The organism is Heliomarina baculiformis, assembly GCF_019966545.1.
Lineage (GTDB): Bacteria > Pseudomonadota > Alphaproteobacteria > Rhodobacterales > Rhodobacteraceae > Heliomarina > Heliomarina baculiformis.
The window spans coordinates 159,346-179,085 of sequence record NZ_JAIMIC010000001.1 but is presented as its reverse complement, the minus strand read 5'-3'; the positions used below and the strand labels follow the sequence as shown (position 1 = coordinate 179,085).

Annotated in this window: 23 protein-coding genes and 2 tRNA genes; 16 read left to right on the top strand and 9 right to left on the bottom strand. The window is 59.3% G+C overall.

All coding sequences use genetic code 11. The features are described from left to right. Positions 1-212: 212 nt before the first annotated feature. Positions 213-289, bottom strand: a tRNA-Ile gene (locus tag MF268_RS00840). Between the two features lie 286 nt (positions 290-575). On the opposite strand from MF268_RS00840, the gene purM reads away from it, so the two are divergent. From purM to rnd, 3 genes are all read left to right on the top strand, one after another. Beyond that, a complete protein-coding gene (purM, locus tag MF268_RS00835; protein ID WP_238369021.1) occupies positions 576-1,625 on the top strand; it encodes a phosphoribosylformylglycinamidine cyclo-ligase in 1,050 nt (349 codons plus the stop codon). Then, a complete protein-coding gene (gene purN, locus MF268_RS00830; RefSeq protein WP_238369020.1) occupies positions 1,622-2,230 on the top strand; it encodes a phosphoribosylglycinamide formyltransferase in 609 nt (202 codons plus the stop codon). Before purM ends, purN begins: the two co-directional genes overlap by 4 nt. 96 nt (positions 2,231-2,326) lie before the next feature. Next, positions 2,327-3,484 (top strand): ribonuclease D, encoded by a 1,158-nt coding sequence (gene rnd / locus MF268_RS00825; protein ID WP_238369019.1) that lies wholly within the window; start codon positions 2,327-2,329, stop codon positions 3,482-3,484. On the opposite strand, the gene MF268_RS00820 is transcribed toward rnd, so the two are convergent. Continuing rightward, positions 3,481-3,828 (bottom strand): hypothetical protein, encoded by a 348-nt coding sequence (locus MF268_RS00820; RefSeq protein WP_238369018.1) that lies wholly within the window; start codon positions 3,826-3,828, stop codon positions 3,481-3,483. The genes rnd and MF268_RS00820 overlap by 4 nt on opposite strands. A gap of 271 nt (positions 3,829-4,099) precedes the next feature. Here MF268_RS00820 and MF268_RS00815 point away from each other — a divergent pair, with 271 nt between their 5' ends. Then, positions 4,100-4,510, top strand: a complete 411-nt coding sequence (locus MF268_RS00815; protein WP_238369017.1) for a SufE family protein — start codon at positions 4,100-4,102, stop codon at positions 4,508-4,510. 7 nt (positions 4,511-4,517) lie between these two features. Here MF268_RS00815 and MF268_RS00810 read toward each other — a convergent pair whose 3' ends face one another. Next, entirely contained in the window at positions 4,518-5,180 is a 663-nt protein-coding gene (locus MF268_RS00810) for a DUF1638 domain-containing protein (protein ID WP_238369016.1), read from the bottom strand. A gap of 113 nt (positions 5,181-5,293) precedes the next feature. Between MF268_RS00810 and MF268_RS00805 the strand changes: the two genes are divergently transcribed. Continuing rightward, positions 5,294-5,803, top strand: coding sequence for a hypothetical protein (locus tag MF268_RS00805; RefSeq protein ID WP_238369015.1), 510 nt, complete (start codon positions 5,294-5,296; stop codon positions 5,801-5,803). A 44-nt stretch (positions 5,804-5,847) separates the two neighbouring features. On the opposite strand, the gene MF268_RS00800 is transcribed toward MF268_RS00805, so the two are convergent. Beyond that, on the bottom strand, positions 5,848-6,546 hold the full coding sequence (locus MF268_RS00800; RefSeq protein ID WP_238369014.1) for a corrinoid protein: 699 nt from the start codon (positions 6,544-6,546) through the stop codon (positions 5,848-5,850). Between the two features lie 205 nt (positions 6,547-6,751). Here MF268_RS00800 and MF268_RS00795 point away from each other — a divergent pair, with 205 nt between their 5' ends. Then, a complete protein-coding gene (locus MF268_RS00795; RefSeq protein ID WP_238369013.1) occupies positions 6,752-7,831 on the top strand; it encodes a PA0069 family radical SAM protein in 1,080 nt (359 codons plus the stop codon). Here the strand turns inward: MF268_RS00795 and MF268_RS00790 are convergent. From MF268_RS00790 to MF268_RS00780, 3 genes are read right to left on the bottom strand one after another with little or no spacing between them, the layout of a single operon-like run. Further along, complete coding sequence (locus MF268_RS00790) at positions 7,823-8,416, bottom strand: HD domain-containing protein (RefSeq protein ID WP_238369012.1); 594 nt, start codon at positions 8,414-8,416, stop codon at positions 7,823-7,825. The genes MF268_RS00795 and MF268_RS00790 overlap by 9 nt on opposite strands. Positions 8,417-8,422: 6 nt before the next feature. Continuing rightward, positions 8,423-8,665, bottom strand: coding sequence for a hypothetical protein (locus tag MF268_RS00785; RefSeq protein ID WP_238369011.1), 243 nt, complete (start codon positions 8,663-8,665; stop codon positions 8,423-8,425). 1 nt (position 8,666) lies between these two features. After that, entirely contained in the window at positions 8,667-9,320 is a 654-nt protein-coding gene (locus tag MF268_RS00780) for an alpha/beta hydrolase (RefSeq protein ID WP_088635974.1), read from the bottom strand. Positions 9,321-9,503: 183 nt separating this feature from the next. Between MF268_RS00780 and iscR the strand changes: the two genes are divergently transcribed. From iscR to MF268_RS00730, 10 genes are all read left to right on the top strand, one after another. Continuing rightward, entirely contained in the window at positions 9,504-9,962 is a 459-nt protein-coding gene (gene iscR, locus MF268_RS00775; protein WP_238369010.1) for a Fe-S cluster assembly transcriptional regulator IscR, read from the top strand. Positions 9,963-10,004: 42 nt separating this feature from the next. Continuing rightward, positions 10,005-11,048 carry a cysteine desulfurase family protein gene (locus MF268_RS00770; protein WP_238369009.1) on the top strand — a complete coding sequence of 348 codons (1,044 nt, stop codon included), beginning with the start codon at positions 10,005-10,007 and terminating at the stop codon, positions 11,046-11,048. A gap of 16 nt (positions 11,049-11,064) precedes the next feature. Beyond that, entirely contained in the window at positions 11,065-12,588 is a 1,524-nt protein-coding gene (sufB, locus tag MF268_RS00765) for a Fe-S cluster assembly protein SufB (RefSeq protein WP_238369008.1), read from the top strand. A 195-nt stretch (positions 12,589-12,783) separates the two neighbouring features. After that, positions 12,784-13,266, top strand: coding sequence for a hypothetical protein (locus tag MF268_RS00760; protein WP_238369007.1), 483 nt, complete (start codon positions 12,784-12,786; stop codon positions 13,264-13,266). A 93-nt stretch (positions 13,267-13,359) separates the two neighbouring features. Further along, the gene (sufC, locus tag MF268_RS00755) at positions 13,360-14,115 is read left to right on the top strand and encodes a Fe-S cluster assembly ATPase SufC (RefSeq protein ID WP_238369006.1); all 756 of its coding nucleotides are present in this window, start codon (positions 13,360-13,362) and stop codon (positions 14,113-14,115) included. Then, positions 14,115-15,395, top strand: a complete 1,281-nt coding sequence (locus MF268_RS00750) for a SufB/SufD family protein (protein ID WP_238369005.1) — start codon at positions 14,115-14,117, stop codon at positions 15,393-15,395. The genes sufC and MF268_RS00750 overlap by 1 nt, the downstream gene beginning before the upstream one ends. Beyond that, a complete protein-coding gene (locus MF268_RS00745; protein WP_238369004.1) occupies positions 15,395-15,883 on the top strand; it encodes a YIP1 family protein in 489 nt (162 codons plus the stop codon). The genes MF268_RS00750 and MF268_RS00745 overlap by 1 nt, the downstream gene beginning before the upstream one ends. Next, positions 15,880-16,491: a Yip1 family protein gene (locus tag MF268_RS00740; protein ID WP_238369003.1), complete on the top strand. Its 612-nt coding sequence runs from the start codon at positions 15,880-15,882 to the stop codon at positions 16,489-16,491. The genes MF268_RS00745 and MF268_RS00740 overlap by 4 nt, the downstream gene beginning before the upstream one ends. Next, positions 16,484-17,704 (top strand): cysteine desulfurase, encoded by a 1,221-nt coding sequence (locus MF268_RS00735; protein WP_238369002.1) that lies wholly within the window; start codon positions 16,484-16,486, stop codon positions 17,702-17,704. The genes MF268_RS00740 and MF268_RS00735 overlap by 8 nt, the downstream gene beginning before the upstream one ends. A 102-nt stretch (positions 17,705-17,806) precedes the next feature. Beyond that, a tRNA-Arg gene (locus tag MF268_RS00730) sits at positions 17,807-17,883 on the top strand. Between the two features lie 243 nt (positions 17,884-18,126). Here the strand turns inward: MF268_RS00730 and MF268_RS00725 are convergent. Both MF268_RS00725 and MF268_RS00720 read right to left on the bottom strand, forming a co-directional pair. Next, complete coding sequence (locus tag MF268_RS00725; protein WP_238369001.1) at positions 18,127-18,483, bottom strand: bactofilin family protein; 357 nt, start codon at positions 18,481-18,483, stop codon at positions 18,127-18,129. Positions 18,484-18,642: 159 nt separating this feature from the next. After that, positions 18,643-19,737, bottom strand: coding sequence for a DUF1513 domain-containing protein (locus MF268_RS00720; protein ID WP_238369000.1), 1,095 nt, complete (start codon positions 19,735-19,737; stop codon positions 18,643-18,645). Positions 19,738-19,740: the final 3 nt, after the last annotated feature.

Sequence of the window (19,740 nt, the reverse complement as noted above, 5' to 3'; positions counted from 1 at the left end):
TCAACCTATCATAACCAGATTCCAAAGTTTTGCATCTTTGGGGTGTGATGTGTCGCGGCAGACCGGTTCAATTTTTCGAGGACTGGTCGGGGGAAGAGCCGAGTCGTCGGATTATGGCTGTAGTGGCTTAGCTGTTCGGCACGCTGTCATTCCAATTAGGCATCAAAACCGGCGCGGTTCATCGGCATTGTTTTTCGATTATTCGGGAGATTTGGTAGGCCCGGCAGGACTTGAACCCGCAACCAAAGCGTTATGAGCGCTCTGCTCTAACCAATTGAGCTACAGGCCCGACTGCGCATTGACTACGCAAGCGGTCGGGGACGGTCAAGCACGAGGTTGCAATTCCGGCCCATTGTATCGTGATGGCGCAGCCTTTTTTCCTGTTGATCGTCCGACCGCACCTTGGTCAGGGATTAGTGCACCGCATTAACCTTGCCAAAGCGTTAACGCGATCGCCTGTTCTGACGGCTGAGCCGAACCCTCTGTGCGCCCTTGTTGCCGAGACGTCGCTCTGGCCGTGGACTCCTTGAACGCTCCGCGCTATCGGGGGGCGGCAATCGGACCGGAGGACGGGAATGAGCGGCCAGTCAAAGAACGGCATAACCTATGCGGATGCAGGTGTGGATATCGACGCGGGCAATGCGCTGGTCGAGCGGATCAAGCCTGCGGCGAAGCGGACCAATCGCTCCGGTGTGATGAGCGGGCTGGGCGGTTTTGGGGCCCTGTTCGATCTCAAAGGCGCCGGATACGAGGACCCGATCCTTGTGGCCGCGACTGACGGGGTCGGGACCAAGCTGCGCATCGCGATCGACACGGGCCACGTCGACGGGGTTGGCATCGACCTCGTGGCTATGTGCGTCAACGACCTTGTGTGTCAGGGGGCGGAGCCGCTGTTCTTCCTCGATTACTTTGCGACCGGCAAACTGGACACCGATACGGCGGCCCGCATCATCGAAGGTATCGCGACGGGCTGCGAAAAATCCGGCTGCGCGCTGATCGGTGGCGAAACTGCCGAGATGCCGGGCATGTACCCGCCGGGCGATTTCGATCTGGCCGGTTTTGCTGTCGGAGCGATGGAACGCGGTCATGAACTGCCCGCAGGCGTTGTCGAAGGCGATGTCTTGCTGGGGCTGGCCAGCGACGGGGTACATTCCAACGGGTACTCGCTGGTCCGGCGGCTGGTAGAGCAATCAGGTCTGGATTGGGAGTCGGATTGTCCGTTTGCCGAAGGCACGTTGGGCGCTGCTCTCTTGACGCCAACGCGGCTTTACGTGCGTCCTGTGCTCGAGGCCGTGCGGGCCGGTGGCGTTCATGCGCTTGCGCATATCACCGGCGGCGGGCTGACCGAGAACCTGCCGCGCGTTCTGCCCGAGGGGCTGGGCGCTTCCATCGATCTGGACAGCTGGAAACTGCCGGGTGTTTTTGGCTGGATGGCCGAGACGGGCGGTATGGCTGAATCGGAAATGCTCAAGACTTTCAACTGCGGGATCGGCATGATCGTGGCGGTTGCTGCCGACAAGGCTGATGAGATCGCCGCGATGCTGGGCGAGGCCGGTGAAACAGTCGCGCGCATCGGTACGGTCGTTCCGGGCGAATCCGTTTCCTACAGCGGGACGCTTTTGTGAGTCACAAGCGTGTAGCGATCCTGATTTCCGGCGGCGGGTCCAATATGGTTTCGCTGCTCGACAGCATGAGCGGCGACCATCCGGCGCGGCCCTGCCTTGTTCTGTCTAATCGAGAGACGGCTGGCGGGCTGGCCAAAGCGTCTGAACGTGGCGTCGCGACAGCGGTTGTCGATCACCGGCCTTTCGCGGGCGATCGGGCGGCTTTCGAGGACGAACTGATCAAGCCGATCCTTGAGGCTGAGGCCGATATCGTCTGTCTTGCCGGTTTCATGCGGGTTCTGACAGACGGGTTCGTGTCAAAATTCCACGGGCGTATGTTGAACATTCATCCGTCGCTTTTGCCCAAGTACAAGGGTCTGCATACCCATCGCCGAGCGCTTGAAGCCGGGGACAAAGAACATGGTTGCAGCGTTCACGAGGTGACGGCGCGCTTGGATGACGGGCCGATCCTTGGGCAGGCGCGAGTGCCGGTTCTGCCGGGCGATAGCGAAGAGACGCTTGCCGCGCGCGTTCTGAAGGAGGAACACCGCCTCTATCCTGCAGTTCTGAAGCGTTTTGCGGCAGGATCGCGTGAACCGGTCTTTCTGGAGACCACGGAAGAATAAGACCGCTGATGGTCGCTTTTCAATTGCGGTAGATTGTCATAACACTTTTAGTGTTTGCGCAAGCGACAAGAAATAAAGCAAAAAAACCGGGTTCTAATGAAAACGATCACGACGACGCAAGATTTGAGCAACTTCTGCAAGGCTGCGGCCGAACATGATTACGTGACCGTCGATACCGAATTTTTGCGCGAAAGGACCTATTACTCCAAGCTCTGCCTGATCCAGCTTGCCATGCCTGGCACGGATGAAAGTAACGCGGTCCTGGTCGACCCCTTGTCCGAAGAACTCTCGCTTGAACCGCTTTATGACCTGTTCCGGGATACTAGCACGGTCAAGGTGTTCCACGCCGCCCGTCAGGATCTCGAGATTTTCTGGGTCGATGCGCAGGTGTTTCCCGAACCGCTTTTCGATACGCAGGTTGCCGCGATGGTCTGCGGGTTCGGCGAACAGGTTGGCTATGAGACGCTTGTGCGCAAGATCGCGCGGGGGGCCGTGGACAAGTCGTCGCGTTTTACTGACTGGTCGCGCCGCCCGCTGAGCGAGGCACAAAAGTCCTATGCGCTGGCCGACGTCACCCACCTGCGCCAGATCTATGAATATCTGTCGGCAGAACTGGACAAGACGAACCGCAAGCGTTGGGTCGAGGAAGAAATCCAGATTCTGACCAACCCCAGCACCTATGAGGTTGAACCGCGCGAGGCTTGGAAACGCCTCAAGACACGTACGAATTCGCCAAAGTTCCTTGCCGTTGTGCGTGAACTGGCCGCATTCCGCGAGCAATATGCGCAAGAAAACAACGTGCCACGTAACCGCGTCTTCAAGGATGATGCGCTGGTCGAACTGGCTTCGGCCAAGCCAAAGGCGCATACCGATCTGAGTGGGCTGCGTCTGTTGCTGCGCGAGGCGCGCCGCGGCGCGATTGCAGACGGCATCCTTGCCGCGGTGCAAAAGGGCGTGAACTGTCCGCAGGACCAGATGCCAAAACCCGACCGCAGCCGCGAAAAACTGCAGGTAAACCCGGCGCTGGCGGACCTGCTGCGGGTACTGCTGAAATCCAAGACGGAAAGTTCCGGCGTGGCCGCCAAGCTGATCGCGTCAAGCGCCGATCTGGATGCAATTGCGGCGGGGGAACGCGACCTGCCGGCCCTGTCGGGCTGGAGAAGCGAAGTCTTTGGTCTTGATGCACTGCGCCTGTGTGACGGCAAGATCGCGCTTGCCGCCAAGGGGAACAACGTCGAAACGGTCGAGCTTTAACGGCGATTTGCCTGCATCGAGTTCCGCGCACCGGTCACCCGAATGGTCCGGACATTCTGCAACGTGCCGGAAGAGAGGCTGAAAGCCTCGTAAACCGTGCGTGTCGCGGTGCTGCCGATCGGGGTCGGGTCTGCGGGGTATCGCACGCGAAAGGCAAAGCTAAGCACGCCATCTGTTGCGAGCAGGTCCGGATCCTCGGGGCGCAGTTCGGCGCGATAGGCACCCTGACGGTCAGCCACGCCGGTGACGTGAACGATCGCGCCCGAGAGCGTGCGCTCGATGCGAAGCTCGGAGATGCTGCCAATCAACACGCTGGTGTCAACTTCCTCGGGTTTAGAGAACATGCCGCGACGTTCCGTCGGGATGAGAGGGTTGCCCCCTGCTCCGGCGATAGCGGCATCTCTTGCCGCACGTCTGCCCCCGTTGCCGCAAGCTGAAAGAACGAGGCCGGAGGCGAGAAGTAAAATCAGGAATTTGCGCATTGGATGGACCGGTTATTAAGTAATTCTCCTTCGGTTACCGCATCCTGCGCCACTTGAAAAGCCGCAAGGCAGGTCTGGACAGACCCCGGGGCAGCGCATAGGTCAGTGACGCGCGAGAAAGGATGCGATGACTATGGCCAGCCCTGCCTTTGAGGAAATTGTGGAAGACTTCGAGTTTCTCGAGGATTGGGAAGACCGGTATCGTTATGTCATCGAGAAGGGCAAGGCGATGGACCCGCTGCCCGACGCGCTGAAAGTACCGGCGACCAAGGTCGACGGTTGTGCCAGCCAGGTCTGGCTGCACCCGCAGATCGAGGATGGCACGTTCCGCTTTGACGGGGAAAGCGACGCGATGATCGTACGCGGCCTTATCGCCGTTCTGCGGGCGCTCTATAACGATCTGCCGGTGGGTGATGTGACATCCGTGGATGCGGGCGGAGAGCTTGCGCGGCTCGGTTTGAACGATCACCTCTCGGCGCAAAGGTCGAACGGGTTGCGCGCCATGATCAAACGTATCCGTGAGGTTGCGGCAGCGCAGGGCTGAGGGCGCCTTAAGGTTCCTTATCCATCCACCGTGACAATGTCGTCGCCAGATCGCCGTAGCCCGTGAACCGCCTTTCAAACGCCAGCCCCAGCCGATCCGCGCAGTCTTTTGCCTTTGCGGTCAGCGCGGGATCGTCTGTCTGGGCCTGATAGACCAGCTTGGTGTAATTGCCAAAGTACATGGCGGCGAGTTCCGGGTGACGGTCCAGCCCGAGCGGTTTCCAGACAAAGGCGTCGAACTGGCGGGCAAGGAAGTCGGTCAGGTAGAAGGCGGTGATTTCGTCATCGTGAAGGGCGAAATGCGCGTTCCCTTCGAAAAATGAATAGCAGTGCGGCCCGGCGACCATGTCCACGCCAAGGTCCGCACAGGCTTTCTCAAGCTGGCCACCCGTGCCGCAGTCGGCGTAAACGACAAATATGGTCTCGTAGACGGGTCGGTGCTTTTCTACCGATGCCCTGACCGCATCGGTTATCTTTTCGGGTGAGTTATGCAGGATCGCGGGCAGGCATGTGAGGTCAATATGCTGCCAGCCTTTCATCTCTTTCAGCGCAAGGATTTCACGTGCAAGAGCGCCGCAGGCGATCAGCAGAATGCGGCCCTGAGATCCGGTTGAAAAGCCTTCATGGGTGAGCTTTTCGGCATCGGGCAGGGGGGCGGTCTGGTTTGACATAAAGCTGACCTTTGCGTGTAACCTTGAAGCATTTCTTGCACGAAGCGGGTTTGCGTCCCAGTTCAATCGGGCGCTAGGCGTACAAAGAAAAACAGATAAGAGTCGGATACCCAATGACCAATTCAGATTATTCCCGCACAGCGGCGGGCGTGCCGCCTGCAAATCTTGATACTGTTGGCAAGATGTTTATCGCCGGGCTGCTGGCGACAATGGCTTTTGATTTCTGGGGCCAGATCGTCAGCCCCGGGCTTGGTTTTGCAAATCTCTCACCGCATGGGCTGGCGAAAAGCCTGCTGGGCAGCCTTGGCCTGCCAAGCGGCGATTTTGCCGGTTATTTTATGCATTTCTATCTGGTCGGCCTGATCGGTTACCCGGTTGGCTGGCTCTTTATCTTTCGTCCGATCTGGCAGCGCCTGACCGGCGGCGCGGGGGGGTGGTTTTTGCCCGCGGCGATCTATGGTTTTGGACTTTGGGTCTTTGCGATCGGTGGCATCACCGCGATTGCGGGGCTGCCGTTGTTCCTGAATTTCACCGGGATCACATGGGTCGCGCTGGCGGGACACGTGCTTTACGGCATCGTTCTTGTCGCGGTTCTGACCGCGATTCCACGGAACAATAGGTAGACCTGAAGCACAGTGCGGCGCCGAGGCGCCGCACTGTGGCCTGATCAGGCGTTCATCTGGTTGTGACGACGACCGACAAAATCCTTGGCGGTTTCCACGGCTACGGCCGCGTCCCGGCAATAGGCGTCCGCGCCGATTGCTTTGCCGAATTCTTCGTTCAGCGGCGCGCCACCCACGAGAACGATGTAATCGTCGCGCTTGCCCTGTTCGACCAGCGTATCGATCACGACCTTCATATAGGGCATCGTGGTGGTCAAAAGGGCAGACATGCCGAGGATGTCAGGCTGTTCTTTTTCCAGCGCTTCAAGGTAGCTTTCGACCGGGTTGTTGATGCCCAGATCGACCACTTCGAAACCTGCGCCTTCCATCATCATGGAAACGAGGTTCTTGCCGATGTCGTGAATGTCGCCCTTGACCGTGCCGATCACCATCTTGCCGACGCGCGGTGCACCGGTTTCGGCCAGCAGCGGCTTGAGAATCGCCATCCCGCCCTTCATCGCGTTGGCTGCAAGCAGCACCTCGGGCACGAACAGGATACCGTCACGGAAATCCGCACCGACGATTGTCATGCCGCCGACAAGCGCTTCGGTCAGGATCTTGTAGGGGGCCCAGCCACGTTCGAGAAGGATGTTGACGCCTTCCTCGATCTCTTCCCTGAGACCGTCGTAGAGGTCGTCGAACATCTGTTGGACAAGCTCTTCGTCGTCAAGTTCCGAGAGAATGATATCGTCATCTTCCGACATGGGCGAAACCTTGATTTAACGTGAGGCGACATGCCCCGCGATTTCCCGCTTTTTGCGCGAACCGAAGAATGCGGCTGTAATATTTGCGACACTGATCGCTTCGCTTCCGACCAATCTTCTTATTGACCGATCGAGGTAATCAAGTTGTTTATCCGTGCCGCTCGAATTATTGCATTTGTTCTCTATTTGTTCTAAATGTTTAAGTATGTCGGCATCAGTTCCCATTCAGCCCGAGCGTCGAAAGGCGCGTGGCGCGCCCAGCAATCAGCCGGGCCGGTATGAGCTTGGGCGCGCTGATACTTGGGATGGCTGGGATATTCCCGAACCCTTGCCCGCCTTCAAGACGCAGGTGACGATGGAGCAAGTGCGAAGTCTGATCACCTACAACCGCTCGCCGGATCTGTCTTTTGACCGTTCGATCAACCCATATCGGGGATGCGAGCACGGCTGCATCTATTGTTTTGCGCGGCCGACGCATGCCTATCTAGGCCTCTCCGCAGGTCTTGATTTCGAAACCCGGCTGATCGCGCGCCCGAATGCGGCCGAAACGCTTCGCAAAGAGCTGAGGGCAAAGCGCTATCAGGTGGCACCGATTGCAATCGGGACGAATACCGATCCCTACCAGCCCGTCGAAGCGAAGCATCACATCATGCGTGACTGCCTTGAGGTCCTGTCCGAATTCCGGCACCCGGTTGCGATCGTCACCAAAGGCGCATTGATCGAAAGTGACCTCGATCTCCTTGCGCCCATGGCGGAGCTTGGCCTGCTGCGAGTCGGCATTTCTCTGACAACGCTGGACCCGGATTTGTCACGACGGATGGAACCGCGGGCACCGGGCCCGGAGCGGCGGTTGAGAATCATCGAAACCTTGTCGCGCGCGGGTATTCCGGTGCGGGTCATGACCTCGCCCCTTGTGCCGGGGCTGACCGATCACGAACTGGAAAACATGCTCAAGGCGGCAAAGGAGGCCGGGGCGGTCGCGGCAAGCTGGATCATGCTGCGTCTGCCGCGCGAGGTTTCGGGCTTGTGGAAGGAATGGCTGGCCGAACATCAGCCGGGCAGGGCCGCCAAGGTCATGGCCCGCCTGCGCGAAATGCACGGCGGCAAAGATTACGATCCCCGCTGGTCCCATCGGATGCGTGGCGAGGGGATCTATGCAGAGATGATTGCAAAGCGGTTCAAGGCGGCAGCTTCTCGGCTGGGTCTTGATGAAACGCAGCCCGGTTTGCGAACCGATTTGTTTCGTCTGCCACCGCAAGCAGGCGACCAGCTGGACCTATTCTGAGGAGCTAGCGTTTTTGTCGAAAAATGCTGCGAGCTTGGGGCGCAGCCAGTGCCAGAGTCCGGGAGCGCCCGCGCTTATCGGCGTGCCGACCCGCTGATCAAGCTGGTCGAGCGTGACGTTATACTCGGCCCATGTGCCGCCGCCATTCGCCAGATTGGCCACCGGCGTCTGCACACGGTCGATTGCCTTGGCAAAACGCGCATCCGGAGTCTCGGCAGCTTCGAATTCCCGCCAGATCTCGAGATATTCCTGCGCCTGATCCTCTGGCAAAAGGCCAAAGAGACGTTCGGCGGCGGCTTCTTCCTTGGCGGCCATGGCTGCGTGATCGACCGTGCCATGAATGGGGGCGTCACCTGCGTCGATCTCGACGATGTCGTGCAGCAGTAGCATCCGCAAAACGCGCGGAACACTAACCTCGGGCCCTGCATGTTCGCCAAGGACCATCGCGTAAAGCATGATATGCCAGCTGTGTTCCGCCGAGTTCTCGCGACGCGACCCGTCGATGAGGCGCGAGGCTCTCAACACGGACTTAAGCTGGTCTGCCTCTTTCAGGAAAGCGATCTGCGCTTCGATTCGCTCGCTCATCCGCTGTTATCCCGGTGCCTGTCCGGTCGCCTTGTCGCGAGAGGTCGCCAGTTTTTCCTCGAGAAAGCGGCGGGCCGTCACTTCGGCCAGCCGTACCCGGATTTCCGTCAGATACGCTTCTTCAAGCGTCTGCGAGGATGCGCCGAGAACGGCCGCGACCTCGGTGTAGAGCCGGTCTTCGCCCGTCTCTTTCATCGCGGCCATCGTGTCGTCGGCCAGTCTGGAGGCGATTGTCTCGACGCTCGACATATCAGCGCGTGGTTTCAGTCAGGCGGCGTTTAACGTAGTCAGACACCGTGCCGATCATCGTATCCATATGCTGATCCTGGAAAAAATGATCCGCGCCAGGCACTTCTTCATGGGTGATCGTGATGCCTTTTTGCTCGTGCAGCTTGGAGACGAGCGAAACGGTATCCGCAGGCGGCGCGACACGGTCGGCGCTGCCGTTGATGATCAGGCCCGAAGACGGGCAGGGGGCAAGGAAGGAGAAATCGTACATGTTTGCCGGCGGACTGACCGAGATGAACCCGGTGATTTCCGGACGGCGCATCAGCAGCTGCATGCCGATCCAAGCACCGAAAGAGAACCCGGCAACCCAGCAATGCTTGGAGTTGTTGTTCATCGATTGCAGGTAGTCTAGCGCCGAGGCTGCATCGGACAATTCACCGATGCCCTGGTCATACTCACCCTGGCTGCGTCCGACACCACGGAAATTGAAGCGCAGCACGGTAAAGCCCATGTTGTAAAACGCGTAGTGCAGGTTATAGACGACCTTGTTGTTCATCGTCCCGCCGAACTGGGGATGCGGATGCAATACGATTGCGATGGGGGCGTCTTTTTCTTTTTGCGGGTGATAGCGGCCTTCCAGGCGGCCTTCGGGTCCGGGAAAAATGACCTCGGGCATGGGCAGTTGGATCCTGTCTCTTTTCGACCAGGCGTCGCGCGGCATTCTTGACGAATTCGCTAGGGCACCTTAGAACGGTTCTAATTCTGTGGGCGGGAGACCCCCGCATCGTCATGGCAAATACGCACTGCTTAGGGAAACGTCAATGTTTTCGCGTTGCAGCTCAGATTTGGAGAAGATCGGGTGAAACTTTCTACCAAGGGAAGATACGCGATGGTCGCGCTAGCCGATATCGCGCTGCAACCGGAAGGTACTCTGGTGAACCTCAGCGACATCTCGCAACGGCAAAAAATTTCCCTGCCTTATCTTGAGCAGCTCTTTGTGAAATTGCGTCGTCGCGAGCTTGTCACCTCGGTTCGCGGGCCCGGCGGCGGCTATCGCCTCGCGCGCCCGGCATCCGACATTCGCATCGTCGAAGTGCTGGCGGCGGTGGATGAAACCGTGGACGCCATGCACAAAGGCGCGGGCGCTTCGGGCGGGTCCTCCGGCAGTCGTGCGCAATCGCTGACGAACCGGCTCTGGCAGGGGCTAAGCGCCCATGTCTACGTGTTCCTGCACCAGACCCGCCTTTCCGATGTCGTCACGAATGAATTGGCGCCTTGTCCGGCTGTGCCGGGGCTGTTCGATGTCGTTGACGAATAATCCGGAACTGGTCGCAACGCAGGCAATGCCAACGGGGGCGCGGTGAAACGCATTTATCTCGATCACAACGCGACAGCGCCACTGCGCCCCGAGGCGCGGGCGGCGATGATCGAGGCGATGGATATCGTCGGGAACCCGTCCTCGGTCCACGCCGAGGGCCGCGCCGCGAAATCGCTGGTCGAACGGGCGCGGGCACAGGTGGCGAGTGCCTTTGGCGCGGATGGCGCAGACATCGTTTTCACGTCAAGCGCCACCGAATCGGCGGCGCTTGCCTGCGCAGGGCGCGATCTGCACGGCGGGGACATAGAACATGATGCGGTTGGCGCCTGGATCACGGCGGATCTGCCTGTTGCCTCGGACGGGCAGGTAAGCGTTACGGATCCGGGCAACACCGTGCTTCAAGTCGCAAATTCTGAAACCGGTGTTGTTCAAAAGCTGCCGTCGAGGTTGGCTCTCACGGACGCGACGCAGGCTTTTGGCAAACTGCCCGTGGCCTTTAACTGGCTTGAGGCCGAGATGGCGCTTGTCTCCGCTCATAAACTTGGCGGACCGAAAGGCGTAGGCGCACTTGTGGTCAAGCGCGGTACAGAGGTCGAGGCACGGATTCGTGGTGGCGGTCAGGAAATGGGCCGACGCTCGGGGACAGAGAACGTGATCGGCATCGCTGGTTTCGCCGCCGCTGCCGAAGCTGCAGCGCGCGAACTGGCCGATGGCGCGTGGGAACGAGTGGCCGAACTTAGAAATATTCTAGAAAAGGCACTTGAGGCTTCGGCAAAGAACATTATTTTTGTCGGGAAAGAGTCGCCGCGCTTGCCGAACACGTCATGTCTTGCCGTGCCCGGCTGGAAAGGCGAAACGCAAGTCATGCAGATGGATCTGGCCGGATTCGCAATCAGCGCCGGTTCCGCCTGTTCCAGCGGAAAAGTTCGGGCGAGCCGAGTGTTACGCGCGATGGGATACGACGAAGAAACAGCGTCGAGTGCCATACGTGTATCGCTTGGCACGGACACGACGGAAGAAGACATATCACGCTTTGTCGATGCGTGGCTGAGCAAGGAAAAGAAACATCACGCGCGCGTTGCGTGAGGTTAGGAGAGACCAGATGGCCGCATTGGACCAGACACAGGTAAAGGAAGGCGTCGACCAGGATACGGTTGACGCAGTACGCGAGGTCGGCGGTGCGTATAAACACGGCTGGAACACCGATATCGAGATGGAGTACGCGCCCAAGGGCCTGACCCCCGATATCGTCCGCCTGATTTCTGAAAAGAACGACGAGCCCGCGTGGATGACCGAATGGCGTCTTGAGGCTTATGAACGTTGGCTGACCAAGAAAGAACCCGACTGGGCGATGGTCGACTATCCTGAAATCGACTTTCAGGACCAGTATTATTACGCACGTCCCAAGTCGATGGAGGTCAAGCCGAAGTCGCTGGACGAGGTAGATCCCAAGTTGCTGGCGACCTATGAAAAACTCGGCATTCCGCTCAAGGAACAGATGATCCTCGCGGGCGTCGAAGGGGCCGAGGAAGCGCCTGCCGAAGGGCGCAAGGTCGCGGTGGATGCCGTGTTCGATTCGGTTTCCGTGGGTACGACGTTCCAAGCCGAGCTGAAAAAGGCAGGCGTGATCTTCTGCTCAATCTCGGAAGCGATCCGCGAATACCCGGATCTGGTCAAGAAATACCTCGGCTCGGTCGTGCCTGTTTCCGACAATTTTTACGCCACGCTGAACTCGGCAGTTTTCTCGGATGGCTCGTTCGTCTATGTGCCGCCGGGCGTGCGTTGCCCGATGGAGCTGAGCACCTATTTCCGGATCAATGCCGAGAATACGGGTCAGTTCGAGCGTACATTGATCATCGCGGACAAGGGTTCCTACGTGTCCTATCTCGAAGGTTGCACGGCACCGGCGCGCGATATCGCGCAGCTGCACGCGGCCGTGGTCGAGATCATCGTCGAGGAAGACGCCGAGGTGAAATACTCCACGGTGCAAAACTGGTATCCCGGCGATGAAAACGGCAAGGGCGGGATCTACAATTTCGTGACCAAGCGTGCCGATTGCCGGGGCGACCGTGCCAAGGTAATGTGGACGCAGGTGGAGACCGGTTCTGCCGTGACGTGGAAATATCCGTCCTGTATCTTGCGTGGCGATGACAGCCAGGGCGAGTTCTATTCGATCGCCATCGCGAACAACTACCAGCAGGCCGATACGGGCACCAAGATGATCCACCTTGGCAAGAACACCAAGAGCCGGATCGTGTCCAAAGGCATCAGCGCCGGCCATGCGCAGAACACCTACCGCGGGCTGGTTTCCATGCATCCCAAAGCCCAGAACGCACGCAATTACACGCAATGCGACAGCCTTCTGATCGGCGATCAATGCGGGGCGCATACGGTGCCTTACATCGAGGTCAAGAACAACTCGGCCCGGGTCGAACACGAGGCGACGACCTCGAAAGTGGACGATGACCAGATGTTCTATTGTCGCTCGCGTGGCATGGACGAGGAAGAAGCCGTGGCGCTTGTCGTGAACGGTTTCTGCAAGGATGTGCTGCAGGCGCTGCCGATGGAGTTCGCGATGGAAGCGCAGCAGCTTGTTGCGATCTCACTGGAAGGGTCCGTCGGGTAAAAATCTTCTCGAAGATTTTTGGCAAATTTTTCGATAAAATTTGTCCCGCCGTCTGGACGATGCCGAGGAAGCGTCTGATGCCCAATGGGATCATGGATAACAGCTTGCAAATGCTGGCCGTACGAGCGTCAAACTCGCGTCAGATTTCCTGCGCAGGGTTCGCTTCAACGCGACCTGTCCGGGAATACCTGTGCCATGGAAGAAAGCTATCAGAAACAGCAGTTCGAGGCACGTCTGGAACGTATACGGACGCGCGAACCCGAGCCGCATGTCGCCGCGAATACGGGCAGCCAGACCAAGCTGCCTTCGGGCGCAACCGACAGAAGGGTGCCGTTCGCATGCATTCTGGCATTCGTGACCGGATTACTCGTGCTGCTCGCAGCCAATGTGATTTCGTTTCAGACACAGGGCGAAACCAGCTTCTTCCTCAAGATACTGGGATCGGTCGGACCGTTTGCGATCGCCGGCGGCCTGTTGTTCGTCATCATGATCGGGCTGGGGATGCGGGACAAACCGCATGTCATCGGGCTCGCAGCCGGGTTAATCGCCACGTATCTGGGCGAAGCCTATCTTGCCTGGCTTTTTCCGGATCTCTGGATGGCGCTCTATTCGCCCGAACATCTGGACAACATGTTGATACAGGCGGGTTTGCGCACGCCACCGATCGTTTCCTACTGAATTGTCTCGCCGCTCCACTGCGGCGAGAAGAACTGAACGCAACTTTGCCCCGTGTATCTCCGGATGCGCGGGTGCCAGCCGTATGAGAGAAAAATGCTCGAAATCAAAAACCTGCACGTAAAACTCGAAGAAGAAGACAAGCAGATCCTGAAGGGTGTCGATCTTTCGGTGGAAGCCGGAAAGGTCCATGCCATCATGGGGCCGAACGGGTCAGGCAAGTCGACGCTTTCCTATGTGCTGTCCGGTCGCGACGGTTATGAAGTCACCGAAGGTTCGGCGATGCTGGAAGGGCAGGATCTTCTGGATCTTGAGCCTGAAGAGCGCGCTGCCGCCGGTCTTTTCCTTGCGTTTCAGTATCCGGTCGAAATTCCGGGCGTCGGCAACATGACCTTCCTGCGGACGGCCGTGAACGCGCAGCGCAAGGCGCGGGGCGAGGAGGAAATGAACGCGACCGACTTCCTCAAACTCGTACGTGCCCGCGCAAAAGAACTCAAGATCGACGCCGAGATGCTGAAACGCCCGGTCAACGTCGGTTTCTCCGGTGGTGAAAAGAAGCGTAACGAAGTGCTTCAGATGGCGATGCTGGAACCCAAGATGTGTATCCTCGACGAAACCGACTCCGGTCTCGACGTGGACGCGATGAAGCTTGTCGCCGATGGCGTGAATGCGCTGCGCTCCGAGGGGCGCGGATTTCTGGTGATCACCCACTACCAGCGTCTGCTGGATCACATCAAACCCGACGTCGTGCATATCATGTCCGACGGGCGCATCATTAAATCCGGCGGTCCCGAACTGGCGCTGGAAGTCGAACATAACGGCTATGCTGACATCCTGAACGAGGTGGTCTGATGGCGCTTGCCGAACGACGCATTACAGCCACCGAGGCGCGCCTCGAAGGTTTTGACCTTGTAAAGACCGGTTGGTCGGCATCGGCGCGCGCGGATGCCCTGCAGCGCCTTCGCGAGATGGGTCTGCCCGATCGGCGTGACGAATACTGGAAATTCACCCGCCCGGACACCTTGGTTCAGGTCGAAACGCCGAAAGCGTCGGTTTTCGACAATGACGAGCAGCCGGTTTTCGACGCGCACGATAGGCTGCGTATCGTTTTTGCTGACGGTGTCTTTGATCCCGACGCCTCGGACGATCTCAGCCTTGAAGGGGTCAGCATCGAACGGCTCGAGGATATCGCGGACAAGGACATTCACTGGGCCAAGGATCTCTATGGTGTCCTCGAAAAACGCGGTCAGTCGCCGGTTCCGCGTCCTTTCGCGGCGCTGAACACGGCCTTTGCAACCGACGGCCTGATGATCCACGTGACCGGCAAGCCGAGCAAGCCGATCAGCCTGATCTATACGCATGGCAAAGAAGACTCCGATGCCATCCTGCATCACGTGATCCGCGTGGAGGCCGAGGCTGAGGCGACGATCCTCGAAAACGGTCCGGCTGCGGCACGGTTCAACAAATGCATGGAAGTCGACATTGCCGATACGGGCAAGCTGCACCTTGTGCGGGCCCAGGGGCGCGACCATGAGCGGCGCGCGGTGACGCATCTTTTTGCCCGTCTTGGCGAGGAATCCGTTTTCAAGGCCTTTACGCTGACCGTGAACGGAGTCCTGACCCGGAACGAAGCGGTGATCGAACTGAACGGAGACGACGCGATTGCACATATCGCAGGCGCCTGCGTTGGCGATGGTGATTTCCACCACGATGACACCGTGTTCATCACCCATGACGCGGTGAATTGTGAAAGCCGTCAGGTCTTCAAGAAAGTTCTGCGCAACGGCGCAACCGGCGTTTTCCAGGGCAAGATTCTCGTCAAGGAAGGTGCGCAGAAAACCGACGGTTACCAGATCAGCCAATCGCTGCTTCTGGATGGCGACAGCCAGTTCCTTGCCAAACCCGAGCTTGAGATCTATGCCGATGACGTGGCCTGTTCGCATGGTTCGACCAGCGGCGCCATCGACGAGGGCGCGCTGTTCTACCTGCGGTCCCGCGGTGTGCCGGAAAAGGCTGCGACCAACCTTTTGACGCTGGCCTTCCTGGCCGAGGCCGTTCAGGAAATCGAGGACGAAGCTCTGGCTGAAGATCTGATCGAACGTCTGGAAAACTGGCTGGCACGGCGGAGCTGATGCCAGTCACGGCAGACATTACAGCGACCTATCGCGGCCCCGGCCGCGTGGTCGATAGACTTCTTGCGCAAGGGCGGCAGGAAACCCGGGCGCTTACCTTCGTCATGCTCGCCTGCGTGCTGATCTTTGTGGCGCAGGCCCCGTATCAGGCACGCGAGGCGCATCTCAACCCGGATGGGCCGCTTGCCGTTCGCCTGTACTGGAGCGCGTTTTTCTGGGTCTTCATCATGCCGCTGGTTCTCTATGCCTTTGCGCTGGTGGTGTGGCTTGTCTCCAAGCTCGCGCGGCGCCGCCTGTCCGCGTTCGACGTGCGGCTGACGCTTTTCTGGGCGCTGTTGGCGGTGACACCGGTGACCCTGCTTCTCGGGCTGATTGCCGGTTTCATCGGACCGGGGCCGGGATTGCAACTGGTCTCGGTGCTGTGGCTGGCGGTCTTTGGCTGGTTCTGGATCAGCGGGCTGATCCGAGCAGACGGATTGGCCACATGAACGGAGCAGATTTGCAGACATTCGCGCTCAGGTCGATCCGCGATCCCGCCGCCGCCGCGCCAGTATTGATGAAACTGGACCTGCCGCGCAATGCGCTGTGGAGCGGCATCCTGCTGATGGCCGCGCTTCAGTCGCTGCTGGTCGGTTTTGCCGTCTGGATCACGCCAGCGCCCAGCGATCCCGAAGCGCCCATCGCCATCATTCAGGCGCTCTACGGTGCGCCGCTCTGGTTCTTTGGCGTGACGCTGCTGATCAATGTGCTGACCATCTATGCGCTTCTGGGCATGGGACGGCTCTTTGGCGGCACAGCGACACTGGAAGACATCATGGTTGTGATGGTCTGGTTTCAGGGAATCCAGATCGCTTTCAAGCTGGTCGCCATGCTGCTGGGGCTCTTCATTCCGATCCTCGAAGCCTTGATGGTCCTCGCGGCCAGCGGCATTGGCATCTACATGTTCGTGAACTTCATCAACCAGGTGCACAGGTTCGACTCGATCGGCCGGACACTGGTTGTCATCGTGCTGGCCATGCTTGCCGTGCTGCTGGGCTTTTCACTTTTTGTCGTCCTCGTCGGGACACCCTTCATGGGAGAGACACTCTATGTATGATGTAGAGAAGATCCGCGCCGATTTCCCGATCCTTGGACGCGAAGTGAATGGCAAGCCGCTGACCTATCTGGACAATGGCGCCTCTGCCCAGAAACCGCAGGTGGTCATCGATGCGATTACCCGTGCTTATTCGGAAGAATACGCCAATGTGCATCGCGGTCTGCATTTCCTGTCTAACCTCGCGACCGAGAAATACGAAGCCGTGCGCGATACAGTCGCCCGCTTTCTCAACGCGGGGTCGCCGGATGAAATCGTCCTGAACTCGGGCACGACCGAGGGTATCAACCTCGTCGCCTACGGATGGGCCATGCCCCATCTCGCAGCGGGGGATGAGATCATCCTGTCGGTGATGGAACACCACGCCAATATCGTGCCCTGGCATTTCCTGCGCGAACGTCAGGGTGTCGTGATCAAATGGGTCGATGTCGATGCAACCGGCGCGCTTGACCCGCAGGCGGTGATCGACGCGATTACCCCGCGCACCAAGCTGATCGCGATCACCCATATGTCCAACGTGCTCGGCACGGTCGTGGATGTGAAAGCAATTTCGCATGCCGCCCGCGAACGGGGTATCCCGGTGCTGGTCGACGGCAGCCAGGCAGCGGTTCACATGCCGGTGGACGTGGCCGATATCGGCTGTGATTTCTATGCGATAACCGGCCACAAGCTGTACGGCCCTTCAAGCTCTGGCGCGATCTACATCACGTCCGAACGTATGGCCGAGATGCGCCCCTTTATCGGCGGCGGCGACATGATCAAGGAAGTCTCGAAAGAGACCGTGATCTACAATGACCCACCGATGAAGTTCGAGGCCGGCACGCCCGGCATCGTTCAGGAAATCGGGATGGCCGTGGCGCTCGATTACATGATGGGCCTCGGGATGGACAACATTGCCGCGCACGAAGCGGCGATCCGCGACTACGCCGTGGAACGTCTTGGCGGGCTGAACTGGCTGCAGGTGCAGGGCACGACACCGACCAAGGGTGCGATCTTTTCCTTCACGCTCGACGGTGCGGCACATGCGCATGACATTTCTACGATCCTCGACAAAAAGGGCGTCGCGGTCAGGGCAGGGCACCACTGCGCCGGTCCTCTCATGGATCACCTTGGTCTGACTGCCACCTGCCGCGCCTCCTTTGGTCTCTACAACACCAGGGACGAGGTGGATACGCTGGTCGATGCGCTTGAACTCGCGCACGAGCTGTTCGCCTGACGGCTGCCCCCGCACGGCGTCGCGGCTCGCTCGCAATGCCACGTGGAAAAAAGCCGTTTTGAGATTGCAGGAGGGGCGGGTTTACCCTATACGCCGCTTCAGGCACCCATAGCTCAGCTGGATAGAGCGCTGCCCTCCGAAGGCAGAGGCCTCAGGTTCGAATCCTGATGGGTGCGCCATTTTTCCGATAATGTTCCGAAGGGGTTCAACACCCTGAAACTCCGGGTTTTATGGCCGGAGGCTCATGTTGTCTGATCGTTGGATTGCGCTATTTCGCGCAAGCTAAAGCAGCTTTTCGCCGAGTTTCGCTTTTCGACTTCGGCGGTCATCGCAAGCATGCGGAACGGCCAACGACGCTGAGCGCCCTTGGCAATCGTAGTGCCAAGTACAGTTCCGATACTGTCACTGATGACGGGACGAGTTCAGCCCTGCGGTTTTCTGTGGCAGTTGGAATTCACTTCCGCACCGCTTTCGATGGTCAGGCGCTCGTATTCAATATCGCCCGAAACGCGCGCGCTCGAATGCAGCGTCACGTCGCGGCCGCGGATCGTGCCTTCGAAGGTGCCTTTGATCCCGACGCTATCGGCGCGCAATTCGCCGATTGCCGACCCGCTCTGGTCGATCATTATCGAATCCGCCGACACGGTGCCATCGATATGCCCGTTCAATTCCATAAGGCCGGGAACACTCAGGTCGCCGGACAGTTTCGCCCCGGTTGCAAAATGCGAACGGCCCCCGGAAGAGGAGGGGCGATTGGATGAGCTGGCATATTGCGACATGTGACGGGTCCATTCGAGAGACGACAAAAAAGGACGCCCGTCAGCGCGGGCGGCAAGGCGATTCAGCACAGATCGTGATGGTCAGGCAACCGGATTATCCTATTTGAGAGGAATTTATCCTGCGATCCTGTCCGGTTGTCACTCGTTGGGCAACACCCGTCAGGTCGGTCGATGTCCCTGGTCCAGCTCGACGATGTGATTGTCCCATGCGCGCTTCTGGCGCGCCAGAGGTCGTGTTTGGCTGCCCTCAATGTGGATCAGCCCGCCCAGTCCATCGCTCGCGATAAAGCCGCTGCGGTGCCGGGCTAGGCCGCAGACATCGGATCTCGACACCGCGCCAAGGAATTCTCCAGTGGTTGCAAAGCGATGTACGCGGCCGCCTTTCGGTGAGGTGATCGCGACGCTGCTGCCATCGCCCGAGAATGAAACACTGCCCGCATAGCCGTCCATGGCAAATTCGTCACCAAGCGGCGCTTCTGCCAGAACCGGCGCATCGCCGCGCCGGTGCAAACCCAGAAGAGGCGGGGCCATGCCCGCGTCCCCTTCCCATTGCATTGCAAAAGCAACCGTATCGTCGGGCGTGAGCGCAAGATGGCGGATCGAGTTCTGCGCCAGTTCTGGTTTGAGCGTCACCTGCTCCACAACCGCGCCCGACCCGCTAAAGAGATAGGTCAGGTTGGGATGCATATCGTCAAGGTTCAGCTTGTCTCGCGTTTCCGGGTCCGTTGCGATCCCGCCATTGGCGACGACAAGGGTTTCACCGTCGCTCAGTAAACGCAGATCATGCGGGCCGATCCCTTGCGAGCGCATTTCTCCGATCCGCTCGTACCCGTCGCGGGCGTTCCAGATGCCGATGAAACCTTCGGAATCCGCCGCCCGCTGTTCGCAGGTGAAAAGCAGATCGCCTTCGGTGTCAAACACGCCGTGCCCGTTGAAATGGGACCCCTCGGGCGGGGTGATCTGGTGCGTAACACGACCCGTTGCGCAGTTGATGACCAGCGCGAATTCACCCGGGCGGCGCGCAAAGGCGACGGCAATCGGCTGGCTCGGGTGTCCGGCGCCCGCATGCCCCCGGGCAGGCAGGGGAACACGAAAGCAATCCTGACCGTCGCGTCCGATACCAAAGAGCGCAAACCCTCCATCCGCCTCGCGCGCAGCCGCGAGATATGCGGGGTTCCCGGCCGCGGCCCAGCTTAGGCCCGGAGCCGCCGTAGCGGCAAGAAAACTGGCAAGAAAGGCGCGGCGGGTTGCCATAAC

Bases quoted from the DNA above. Each gene is read 5' to 3' on its own strand.
- purM (WP_238369021.1), top strand. From the start codon at position 576: ATGAGCGGCCAGTCAAAGAACGGCATAACCTATGCGGATGCAGGTGTG.
- rnd (WP_238369019.1), top strand. From the start codon at position 2,327: ATGAAAACGATCACGACGACGCAAGATTTGAGCAACTTCTGCAAGGCT.
- MF268_RS00820 (WP_238369018.1), bottom strand. From the start codon at position 3,828: ATGTTCTCTAAACCCGAGGAAGTTGACACCAGCGTGTTGATTGGCAGC.
- MF268_RS00815 (WP_238369017.1), top strand. From the start codon at position 4,100: ATGGCCAGCCCTGCCTTTGAGGAAATTGTGGAAGACTTCGAGTTTCTC.
- MF268_RS00810 (WP_238369016.1), bottom strand. From the start codon at position 5,180: ATGTCAAACCAGACCGCCCCCCTGCCCGATGCCGAAAAGCTCACCCAT.
- MF268_RS00805 (WP_238369015.1), top strand. From the start codon at position 5,294: ATGACCAATTCAGATTATTCCCGCACAGCGGCGGGCGTGCCGCCTGCA.
- MF268_RS00800 (WP_238369014.1), bottom strand. From the start codon at position 6,546: ATGTCGGAAGATGACGATATCATTCTCTCGGAACTTGACGACGAAGAG.
- MF268_RS00795 (WP_238369013.1), top strand. From the start codon at position 6,752: ATGTCGGCATCAGTTCCCATTCAGCCCGAGCGTCGAAAGGCGCGTGGC.
- MF268_RS00790 (WP_238369012.1), bottom strand. From the start codon at position 8,416: ATGAGCGAGCGAATCGAAGCGCAGATCGCTTTCCTGAAAGAGGCAGAC.
- MF268_RS00785 (WP_238369011.1), bottom strand. From the start codon at position 8,665: ATGTCGAGCGTCGAGACAATCGCCTCCAGACTGGCCGACGACACGATG.
- MF268_RS00780 (WP_088635974.1), bottom strand. From the start codon at position 9,320: ATGCCCGAGGTCATTTTTCCCGGACCCGAAGGCCGCCTGGAAGGCCGC.
- sufB (WP_238369008.1), top strand. From the start codon at position 11,065: ATGGCCGCATTGGACCAGACACAGGTAAAGGAAGGCGTCGACCAGGAT.
- MF268_RS00760 (WP_238369007.1), top strand. From the start codon at position 12,784: ATGGAAGAAAGCTATCAGAAACAGCAGTTCGAGGCACGTCTGGAACGT.
- sufC (WP_238369006.1), top strand. From the start codon at position 13,360: ATGCTCGAAATCAAAAACCTGCACGTAAAACTCGAAGAAGAAGACAAG.
- MF268_RS00750 (WP_238369005.1), top strand. From the start codon at position 14,115: ATGGCGCTTGCCGAACGACGCATTACAGCCACCGAGGCGCGCCTCGAA.
- MF268_RS00745 (WP_238369004.1), top strand. From the start codon at position 15,395: ATGCCAGTCACGGCAGACATTACAGCGACCTATCGCGGCCCCGGCCGC.
- MF268_RS00740 (WP_238369003.1), top strand. From the start codon at position 15,880: ATGAACGGAGCAGATTTGCAGACATTCGCGCTCAGGTCGATCCGCGAT.
- MF268_RS00735 (WP_238369002.1), top strand. From the start codon at position 16,484: ATGTATGATGTAGAGAAGATCCGCGCCGATTTCCCGATCCTTGGACGC.
- MF268_RS00725 (WP_238369001.1), bottom strand. From the start codon at position 18,483: ATGTCGCAATATGCCAGCTCATCCAATCGCCCCTCCTCTTCCGGGGGC.
- MF268_RS00720 (WP_238369000.1), bottom strand. From the start codon at position 19,737: ATGGCAACCCGCCGCGCCTTTCTTGCCAGTTTTCTTGCCGCTACGGCG.